At 63.9% G+C, this 9,506-nt stretch carries 8 protein-coding genes; 1 reads left to right on the forward strand and 7 read right to left on the reverse strand.

Annotated features, from left to right (window positions below; all coding sequences use genetic code 11):
- The 6 genes from NW809_RS08140 to thrC all read right to left on the reverse strand — a co-directional run.
- Window positions 1-1,425, reverse strand: a 1,425-nt coding sequence (locus NW809_RS08140; RefSeq protein ID WP_414401908.1) for a hypothetical protein, incomplete at its 3' end; no start/stop codon positions are given.
- A 371-nt stretch (window positions 1,426-1,796) separates the two neighbouring features.
- Window positions 1,797-2,276: a C39 family peptidase gene (locus NW809_RS08145; RefSeq protein WP_414401912.1), complete on the reverse strand. Its 480-nt coding sequence runs from the start codon at window positions 2,274-2,276 to the stop codon at window positions 1,797-1,799.
- An 804-nt stretch (window positions 2,277-3,080) separates the two neighbouring features.
- Complete coding sequence (locus tag NW809_RS08150; protein WP_414401909.1) at window positions 3,081-3,689, reverse strand: DNA-3-methyladenine glycosylase; 609 nt, start codon at window positions 3,687-3,689, stop codon at window positions 3,081-3,083.
- A complete protein-coding gene (locus NW809_RS08155; protein ID WP_011429210.1) occupies window positions 3,686-3,961 on the reverse strand; it encodes a ubiquitin-like small modifier protein 1 in 276 nt (91 codons plus the stop codon). Before NW809_RS08155 ends, NW809_RS08150 begins: the two co-directional genes overlap by 4 nt.
- A 36-nt stretch (window positions 3,962-3,997) precedes the next feature.
- Window positions 3,998-4,522, reverse strand: coding sequence for a fasciclin domain-containing protein (locus tag NW809_RS08160; RefSeq protein WP_099812536.1), 525 nt, complete (start codon window positions 4,520-4,522; stop codon window positions 3,998-4,000).
- Window positions 4,523-4,615: 93 nt separating this feature from the next.
- Complete coding sequence (thrC, locus tag NW809_RS08165) at window positions 4,616-5,956, reverse strand: threonine synthase (protein WP_414401910.1); 1,341 nt, start codon at window positions 5,954-5,956, stop codon at window positions 4,616-4,618.
- 295 nt (window positions 5,957-6,251) lie between these two features.
- Here thrC and mnmG point away from each other — a divergent pair, with 295 nt between their 5' ends.
- Window positions 6,252-8,183, forward strand: coding sequence for a tRNA uridine-5-carboxymethylaminomethyl(34) synthesis enzyme MnmG (gene mnmG, locus NW809_RS08170; protein ID WP_414401911.1), 1,932 nt, complete (start codon window positions 6,252-6,254; stop codon window positions 8,181-8,183).
- Here the strand turns inward: mnmG and tsaD are convergent.
- On the reverse strand, window positions 8,147-9,247 hold the full coding sequence (tsaD, locus tag NW809_RS08175) for a tRNA (adenosine(37)-N6)-threonylcarbamoyltransferase complex transferase subunit TsaD (protein WP_099834686.1): 1,101 nt from the start codon (window positions 9,245-9,247) through the stop codon (window positions 8,147-8,149). The genes mnmG and tsaD overlap by 37 nt on opposite strands.
- Window positions 9,248-9,506 lie beyond the last annotated feature (259 nt).

Raw genomic sequence — 9,506 nt, forward strand, 5'->3', positions numbered from 1 at the left:
GGATCCCGGCTGGCCGGTGCCAGCCGCTGTGGTGACCTCGCCAGCGGGGCTGATGCGGCGGATGCGACGATCGGCGCGATCGGCCACGTAAAGGCTGCCGTCTAGACCCAAGGCCAGGCCAAAGGGCTCGCGAAACTGCGCCTCGTCGCGCTCCCCGTCGCGGTAGCCGGCTACACAAGTGCCGGCAAAGGTGGTGACCTGTCGCTGGCGGCTGATGTGGCGTAGGCAGTGGTTGCCGCTGTCGGCCACCCACAATCCTCCCTTGGGATCCCAGAGCAGCCCCTGGGGAGAGTCGAACTGCGCCTGATCCGCTGCTCCGTCTCGATGGCCGGCCTTGCCACTGCCCGCCCACACCTCCAGTTCTCCTTCGGGAGAAAGCCGAAAAATCCGGTGCTGGGCCGGGTCAGCTAAGTAAAAGAATCCTTCCGGGTCGACGGCAATGCCGCCGATCTGTCCGAGGGAGAGTCTGGACTCGCCGCCGCTATCGGAGGCGCTGTTCCCGGGGTTAACTGCCGAGGAGGTGCGGCCATGCAGCAAGGTCTCCACCCGCCAGGCTGAGGCTGCTGCCGCAGTAGGGGTGGGTGAGGGGGTAGGGGCCGGCCACTCGTAAACCAGGGTTCCCAACCCCTGCCCTGCAGCATCGGCAACGGCCACCCAAACAGTGCCGGCAAGGGAGGCCGGCGGCATCACCGTTAGGCGGTCGTTGCTGCGGGAGCGGATCTCCCCTCTCCAGCTGCGCTCGGGATTGGCGGCTGAAGCGAAGAGAACCGTTTCTGCCCGCTCCAGATTTTCCCCCGACAGCAGCAACGGCTGGCCGGGCGCCGGCACCCCCGATCCCGTGTGCAGCAGCGGCACCTCTACCCCGGAGAGCACCAACATAGAAAGGCGGCGATTGGCACCGCCAGAGCCCCCAGAAAGGGCAGAAAGGGTCAGGGATCCCTTCCCTTGCGCCAAGGTGGTGGATCCCCGGTAGGCAATGGCGCTGAGCTCCGCTTCCCCGGCAGGTGGGTTGGTAAAAGTGAAGGTGGCCGGCTGCCCTAGGCGCAGGGGCGCGTTGGCGGTCTGGCGATAGCTGCCCAGGGTAATGCTGAGATCGATCCCCTCCACCCCCGGCCAGGTGGGGGTACGAGCCAGCCAGCGATCCACCTCGGAGGCAGGGAGCTGGGCCACCAGATCGGATCCTTGTTCCTGGAGGAGCAGGACGATGCGGTTGTTGGGCACCGCCAAACCCGATTGGCGGGCCTGTTCGAGTGTGAGAGCGGCGGGGGCGAGGGGAGTTGGGGTGGAAACCGGCTGCAGGGCAGAAGGGGAAACGACGCTGGGAGACAAATTAGAGGAAGAGAGCTCGCCGCAGGCCGAGAGGGCCAGCACCAGAGCACTCAGCGCCGGCAAAGATAGCGGTGCAGGGGAAGCCCGTCGTGGCATGATGCAGCTCATCCTCTCCCACAAACTGGGAAGCGGCGGGAACCCAAACCTCCATGTCGATAGCAACTCACGTAAAAGCCGGCAGAAATTGCCCCGCTACTTTTTCTGCGGACAGCCGCGCCCCACCGCCTGCTCGGCATAGGGAAACCCCTCAGCCAGCCTCGCAGGCCTTGAACCCTAACCCTATCCATGCTTAAGCCGTCTCACCCAAGGGTGAGTTGCACTCCTCACTTCTTAATATCCTTACTCAAATCCCCGTCGAAAAGCCAGATGGCAATCGGATGCTCGCCAAGCCATGTTCGTTTTTGTCCGCTCGATATCCCAGCCTCTTCGAGCAGAAGCCTCCAGCCCGGTGGAAGGCCGGGGCTAACCTATGGGTCCGGAATTGGCCACCCTCGCGGATAGATCAAATAGACGGTACCCCCGGAGTGGGCCAACCACAAAGGCTCTAGCTGGTCGCGGCGGTAGGTGCGGCGAACTTCTTCGTTGGTCTTGGCCGCCGGATCGTGGAGGATGGGATCCCCTTGGCGGTCGAACCCCACCAGCACCGCCAGATGGCCGTTGCTTTTGGGGATCGGCGCCCCCTCCAGCTCGCCCTCGCCCCAGGCATAGCTGAGGATAGCCGGCACGCCGGCCGCGATCCAGGCTTCTGCCTGGGCCAGGCTCTGCAGCCGCGCCACCACGCCGGCCAAACCCCGCTCGGCGGCATGAGCCACGTTGAAGGCCCAGTTGCCGCGGCCCTGGTAAACCCGGTCGTACACCCCGGCCGCCGCGGCGCGCACCAACGGCTCACAGGGGGGGGATCCCGCTGCCAGTAGGCCATCACCATCGCCAAGGCAGTGGGGCTGCACCAAGCTGCTCCCCCGTCGGCATAGACCATTTGGGAACACAAGGGCAGCTCCAAGACCTGGCCCCAGCGGCTGGGATCCCCAGGGGAGAGGCGGTCGGGCTGGGCCGGCTGGTTGGAAAAGGCAACCGCCACCTGATCCACCAGGGGAGAGCGGCCCGCCTCTTGCGTGAACAGGCGCACCCTGACTTGGAAAGCCTCTGCCCCGTTGTGGGTATCCTTGAGCACCAACAAGTCCGTGTGCAGGTTGCCATCTGCGTCTTCCTGCCCGCGCACGGAGTGGCTGGCCAGGGTGGGCGGATCGGCAGCCCACACGCCGGCGTGATACCACTTCGTCCAGCGCCCCGCAAGCTTGGCCCGGATCTCCACTTCTAGCCAGGTGCCGGGAGGGGTGGTGGCATTCCAGGAGACGATTGCTTCCACCAGAGGAAAGCTGGCGGGAACTTCCGGGCTGATGGCTTCTCCCACCCAATAGCTGCCGGGGGGATGAAAAGGACGTCTGCGCAATGGCGACTGCGGCTCCTCAAGGCTGACTTCTTGCCGCCAGCTCTCTGGATCTAAGACCAATTGCCCTTGGGCGTTCAGCCGGATCCCGCGGGCTGACCAGCCCTGAAAACCTTGGGGGGCATGCCAGCGCTGCAACCTGGTGCGATAGGGGGAGTGGCGCTGGGCTTGCATTGTCAAGAGTCCTGGAGAAGTTGCAACCGGCTGGGCCAACGCGGGCAGGAGCAGCACAACGCCGCTGACCAGCCCAGACAGCCTTTGCCAGGAGTCTTTGCCTTGCGGCAGCACTGTCGGCTTGCCCCCACTAATAGTGCGACACCGCCGGATGCCCCTTAATGTACCAGCGCCAGGGAAGCTCTACCCCGCGGGTAATGCCGATGCGGGTAGTTTGGACAATGGGGAACTGTGCCTCCCAAGCAGGGGATCCCTCTAGCCAAATGCCTTCCTGGCCGGCTGCCACCGGTTCCAGCCGCCAGCCATTGTGGGATCCGTCGATGCGCAGCGCTTGGCAGAGCAGGCCCGGCCCCGCCGCCACCCGCGCCGGTTTCAAGCGCTTGTTGGCCGGGATCCACTCCGGCAGGCAATCCAACTGGGCTGCCCGGATCAAAACCGCTGACGCGATCCCTTCCGCCTCGGTGACGATGTTGAGACAGTGGTAGAGGCCGTAGATGCAATAGACGTAGAGATGGCCGGGCGGCCCGAACATCACCTGGTTGCGGCGGGTCTTGCGGCGATAGGCGTGGCATGCCGGATCGCCGGCGGTGTAGGCTTCCGTTTCCACAATCTGTGCCCGCACCTGCAGCCCATCGGCAAATTGCCGCACCAGCACCATGCCCAGCAACGTAGGCGCCACCAGCGGCGCCGGCTTGCTTAACCACTCCCAAGCAGCCACAGCCGGCTCGGCAACTTTCATCCCCCGGCAACAGCAGGGACGATGCTCACCTCATCCCCATCCTGTAGAGGCGTGTCCGATCCCTGGAGGAAGCGAATGTCTTCGCTGTTGACATAGAGATTGACAAAGCGGCGCAATTCCCCCTTTTCATCGCACAGCCGCGCCTTGATGCCCGGATAGGTCTGCTCCAAGGCCTCCAGCAATTCCCGAACGGTGGATCCCTCGCAACTTACCACCTCCTGATCCCGGGTGAGCACCCGCAGCGTGGTGGGAATTAACACCTTGACTGCCATAAGCCAATGCTTCGTCCAGCGACCAACCTTAGAAGACTAGGGTAGCAGCACCCCGTCAATGCCGTGAATCACCCCGTTGGAAACCGGAATATCCGCCAAGTTCACATTGGCCCCGTTGACCCGGATGCTGCCATCGGCTCCCACCTGCACCCGCAGCGGCAGCCCCGCCAAGGTGGTCAGAGTGGCCGATTGGCCAGGCCGCAGGTCAAACGAGGTAATCCGCCCCGGCACCACATGATAGGTGAGGATGCGGGTGAGCTGATCCCGATTGGCCGGCTGCAACAACGTCTCCACGGTGCCCGGCGGCAGTTGCCCAAAGGCCACATCGGAAGGGGCAAAGACCGTGAACGGCCCCGGCCCCGCCAACGCCGTGTTCAGCCCCGCCGCCCGCAAAGCCGTCGCCAACGTCGAGTAGCTGCTGGGCAAAGTTTCCAGCTCAACGGCAATGGTGTTCAGCCCCTGAGGCCGAGCCGTGGGAGCCAAAGCAAGGGGGGTCAACACCGCCACTGCCACCGGCAAGCAGCGACGCGCAAAGTGACGGACAGAACGGAGGATAGGCATGGTGCAGAGCTCCTGAGCGAGTGGGTCTGTGCCAGGGATCGTAACAGTTCTTCATTAAGACGCCGTTAAGAGCCCAGGGGGATCCCTCTCGCTTCAAACCGAAGCCTCCTGCCAGTCCAGCCGCTCCAGAGTGCGGGCGCGCTCCAATGCCTGTTCAAAGCTCTCCAGCTTGGGCGAGATCACCAGCAGATGGCCCACGTGCGCCTGCACCGCCTCCTGGGTTTTCAAGCCATTGCCGGTAATATAGGCTACCGTAACCGCCTCAGGATCAAGCTGGCCCGATTCGGCCAGGCGTTTGAGCACGGCAATGGTGGTGCCGCCAGCCGTCTCGGTGAAGATGCCCTCGGTCTCGGCCAAGAGCTTGATGCCGGCCACGATCTCGGGATCCGTGGCCGTCGCGATCTGGCCGCCGGTTTTGCGGGCAATCTCCAGGGCGTAGATGCCGTCGGCAGGGTTGCCGATGGCAATAGACTTGGCGATGGTATTCGGCTTAACCGGAGTAACAAAATCCCGCCCCTCGCGAAAGGCCTGGGCAATGGGCGCACAGCCCTGGGCCTGGGCGCCGTGGAAGATAACCGGCTTCTCCGCCACCAGCCCCACCTTCACAAACTCCTGAAAACCTTTGTAAATCTTGGTGTACAGGGATCCCGACGCCAGCGGGATCACCACCTGATCCGGCAGTTGCCACCCCAGTTGCTCCGCCACCTCGTAGGCCAGGGTTTTCGAGCCTTCTGAGTAGTAAGGGCGCAGGTTGATATTGACAAAGCCCCAGCCATAGCGATCGGCCACCTCGGCGCAGAGGCGGTTGACCTGGTCGTAGTTGCCCTCCACGGCCATGACGGTGGGATTGTAGATGAGGGATCCCAGCACCTTGCCCGCCTCCAGATCCGCCGGGATGAAGATGGTGCAGTCCAGGCCGGCGTGGGCGGCGATGGCAGCCGTGGAGTTGGCCAAGTTGCCCGTGCTGGCGCAGGAAACGGTGGTAAAGCCCAGCTCCTTGGCGCGGGTCAGGGCCACCGACACCACCCGATCCTTAAAGCTGAGGGTGGGCATGTTGACGGCGTCGTTCTTGAGGTAGAGGTTTTTTAACCCCAGCCGCCGGCCCAGCCGCTCCGCCTTCACCAGCGGCGTCATGCCGGTGCCCACATCGATGGGCCGCTCCGAAAGGACCGGCAGGAAAGGTCGGTAGCGCCAGATGGAGAGCGGCCCGGCCTGGATGCTCTGCCGGCTGACAACGCTCTTGAGCCAGTCGTAGTCATAGACCACTTCCAGGGGGCCAAAACACAGGTCGCACACGTGCTTGGCCACCGGCTCATACTCGGCCCCACATTCCCGACAGCGCAAGCGCCTAAAGCCCACCTGGAGGGTGCGCAAGGCCGAGCTGGGCGGCAAATCGGCAGGGCTGAGCGGGCGGTGGGAAAGGGTTTGGGTCATAGGAAGCCTCAGACAGGAGAAAGGGCTGGATCTTGTTTACCCGTCGTCGAGGGCAATCTTATCACCCGCGATCGACCCCGTCAACTAAACCCGACTAAAATAGTCTGAATTAGATCCGGCTGGGGAGAGCGGGATCCTAGCCGGTTTGGGCAACCTCGGAGCGGCAGACTGGTGGAGGTCTGGCTTTCTCTTGCCGAGATTTGGGGATAGCCCTCTATCCGTCGCTAGACTGGAGAAACAAGCTGTAACAACCTAATTGGGATAGGGGATTCCGGTATTCCGCGGGGGCGATCCTATGCTCAAAGTTGGACGGGACAACGTGGACTTTCTCGACCACTACGACGTGATCGTCGTGGGTGGGGGACACGCTGGCTGTGAAGCGGCCCTGGCGGCAGCGCGGCTGGGCTGTAATACCTTGATGCTGACGTTGAACCTGGACAAGATCGCCTGGCAGCCCTGTAACCCCGCTGTGGGGGGCCCGGCCAAGTCGCAACTGGTGCACGAAATCGACGCCCTTGGCGGCGAGATGGGCAAAGTTACCGACCGCACCTATTTGCAAAAGCGGGTGCTCAACCGCTCGCGGGGGCCGGCGGTATGGGCCTTGCGGGCGCAAACCGACAAACGCGAGTACGCGCGGGTAATGCGCTCGGTGGTGGAAAACCAGCCCAATCTGAGCATCCGCGAGGGCACTGTCACCGACCTGGTGCTGGGGCGCAACGATGAGGTGGTGGGCGTGGTTACCCATTTTGGCAGCGTCTTCGGCTGTGGGGCGGTGATCCTGACCACGGGCACCTTTCTGGGAGGGCGCATCTGGATTGGCCGCCACTGGCAGCCTGCTGGCAGAGCGGGGGAATTTGCCGTCGAAGGCCTGACCGACACCCTGCGCCAACTGGGCTTTGAGACAGGTCGGCTGAAGACGGGCACCCCTGCCCGTGTGGATCGCCGCAGCGTCGATTTTTCCGTGATGGAGCGGCAGCCAGGGGATCCCGACCTGCGCTGGTTTAGCTTTGACCCGGAGGTGTGGGTGCCGCGGGAGCAGATGGACTGCTATCTCACCCGCACCACGCCGGAGACCCACCGCATCATCCGCGAAAACCTCCACGAGACGCCGGTCTACGGCGGCTGGGTGGAGGCCAAGGGGCCCCGCTACTGCCCCAGCATCGAAGACAAGATCGTCCGCTTTGCCGACAAGGAAAGCCATCAAATTTTTATTGAGCCAGAGGGGCGGGATCTGCCGGAGCTCTACATCCAGGGGTTCTCGACGGGGATGCCAGAAAAGATCCAGATCCAGATGCTGCGCTCCCTGCCCGGCCTGGAGCGGTGCGTCATGCTGCGGCCTGCCTACGCCGTGGAATACGACTATCTGCCGGCCACCCAGCTCTACCCCACCCTGATGACCAAGAAGGTGCAGGGGCTGTTCTGTGCCGGCCAAATTAACGGCACCACCGGCTACGAAGAGGCAGCAGCCCAGGGTCTGATCGCCGGGATCAACGCCGCCCGCCTGGTGCAGGGGAAGCCGCTGGTAACCCTGCCGCGGGAGTCCAGCTACATCGGCACCCTCATCGACGACCTTTGTACCAAAGAGCTGCGGGAGCCCTACCGCATGCTCACCAGCCGCTCCGAATACCGCCTTATCCTACGCGCCGACAACGCCGACCAACGCCTCACCCCCCTGGGGCGGGAATGGGGCCTCATCGACGACCGCCGCTGGGCCCTCTTCCAGGCCAAGCAGGCCCGCATTGCCGCCGAGATCGAGCGCCTAGAAACCCAGCGGGTCAAGGCCCACGACCCCGCCGGGATCCACCTCAGCCAACTGACCGGCCAGGGGATCAAAGGATCCGCCACCTTGGCCGAGCTCCTGCGCCGCAACCCGATCCACTACGCCGACCTGCTAGAGCTGGGGTTGGGAAATGAGGAGCTGGATCCCTTTGAGCAGGAGGCAGCAGAAATTGCTGTCAAATACAGCGGCTACATCCAGCGGCAACAGAGCCAAATCGAGCAGGTGAGCAAGCAGTACCACCGCCCCCTGCCCCCCGATCTGGACTACCACTCCATCCCCACCCTCTCCAAAGAGTCGCGGGAGAAACTGGCGGCAGTCCGGCCTCTGACCGTGGGCCAGGCGGCCCGCATTGGCGGCGTCAACCCCGCCGACATCAATGCCCTGCTCATCTACCTAGAGGTGAGACAACGTCAGAAGACGGCTGCTGCAGCTCCCGTCGGGGCCTGACCGCAGCCGCCGCTCCCCTGGCCGTAGAGGGCAGGGATCTCTTCCAGGGTCAGGCGCGAGGCCACCCCCAGCTCCAGGGGCGAGGTCTCTCCCCGCAGCCAGTGGCAAAGGCCAGCTGCCCCAATCATGGCGGCGTTGTCGGTACAGAGGTTTGGGGGCGGGATCACCACCCGCAGGCCCTTTTGGCGGCCCGCTTCCAGCAGGCGAGCGCGCAGCTCCCGGTTGGCGGCCACCCCCCCTGTAACCAGCAGCGTCGAGAGGCCCAGCGCCTCGGCACAGGCCACGGCTTTTTCTGTGAGCACGCGCGTGAGGCAGGCCTGGAAGCTGGCGGCAATATCGGCCACAGGCAGCTCCTGGCCTTCCTGCTGCAACTGTTGGACCAGGCGCAGCACCGCTGTCTTCAGGCCGCTGAAGCTGGTGTCGTAGGGGTGATCCAGTTTGCCCTCGGGCAAAGGGAAGCGATCGGGATCCCCTTGTTGCGCCCAGCGGTCGATCTGGGGCCCGCCCGGATAGCCCAGCCCCAACAGCCGCGCCACCTTGTCAAAGGCTTCGCCGGCGGCGTCGTCGCGGGTGCGGCCCATCGTCTGGTACTCCCCGTAGTCCTTCATCCAGATCAGGCTGGTGTGGCCTCCTGAAACCAAAAGGCCCAGGCAGGGGGGACGCAAGTCGGCTGCTGCCAAAAAGCCGCTGAACAGGTGGCCCTCCAGGTGGTGCACCCCGATCAAAGGTTTGTTGTAGAGCAGCGCCAAGGTCTTGGCCGCCATCAGCCCCACCAGTAAGGATCCCACCAGGCCCGGCGCACAGGTGACGGCAACAGCATCCACCTCGGCCATGCCCAGCCCAGCCTGCTGCAGGGCGGACTCCAGCACAAAGGGCAGAGTTTCCACATGGCGGCGGGCAGCCACCTCCGGCACCACGCCCCCGTAGGCTGCATGGAGGTCGATCTGGCTAGCCACCACAGAGCTGAGCTGCCGTGGGGCAAAGGTCGGCCAGGCCGCATCTGCCTCCACCACAGCCACAGCTGTTTCATCACAACTGGTTTCAATGGCGAGGAGGCGGGGCATAGAGGAAAGGCGGGAGTTTCCTTAAGAATTGTGTGAGCTAAAACTCGCAATCCGTTGGAGCGAGGTACTCGGGAGTATGATACTAACCGTTTAGTGCCCGTTGCTGCACTTAGCATTCCTGCACATTTAACAGACCTAGACCCCTAGCTTAAGGACACATCCTGCTATGCGAACCCTTTTGAGTCTCCTTTTAGCCCTTTGCCTGGCGCTTGGCCTCGCCCAGGCTGTGCAGGCAGAGCCCTTGATCGGTCTGAAGCCT

It is taken from the genome of Synechococcus sp. WC101, assembly GCF_047461555.1.
GTDB lineage: Bacteria > Cyanobacteriota > Cyanobacteriia > Thermostichales > Thermostichaceae > Thermostichus.

Coding starts and splice junctions, on each gene's coding strand:
- NW809_RS08150 (WP_414401909.1), bottom strand. CDS start 3,689: ATGAAAGTTGCCGAGCCGGCTGTGGCTGCTTGGGAGTGGTTAAGCAAG.
- NW809_RS08155 (WP_011429210.1), bottom strand. CDS start 3,961: ATGGCAGTCAAGGTGTTAATTCCCACCACGCTGCGGGTGCTCACCCGG.
- NW809_RS08160 (WP_099812536.1), bottom strand. CDS start 4,522: ATGCCTATCCTCCGTTCTGTCCGTCACTTTGCGCGTCGCTGCTTGCCG.
- thrC (WP_414401910.1), bottom strand. CDS start 5,956: ATGACCCAAACCCTTTCCCACCGCCCGCTCAGCCCTGCCGATTTGCCG.
- mnmG (WP_414401911.1), top strand. CDS start 6,252: ATGCTCAAAGTTGGACGGGACAACGTGGACTTTCTCGACCACTACGAC.
- tsaD (WP_099834686.1), bottom strand. CDS start 9,247: ATGCCCCGCCTCCTCGCCATTGAAACCAGTTGTGATGAAACAGCTGTG.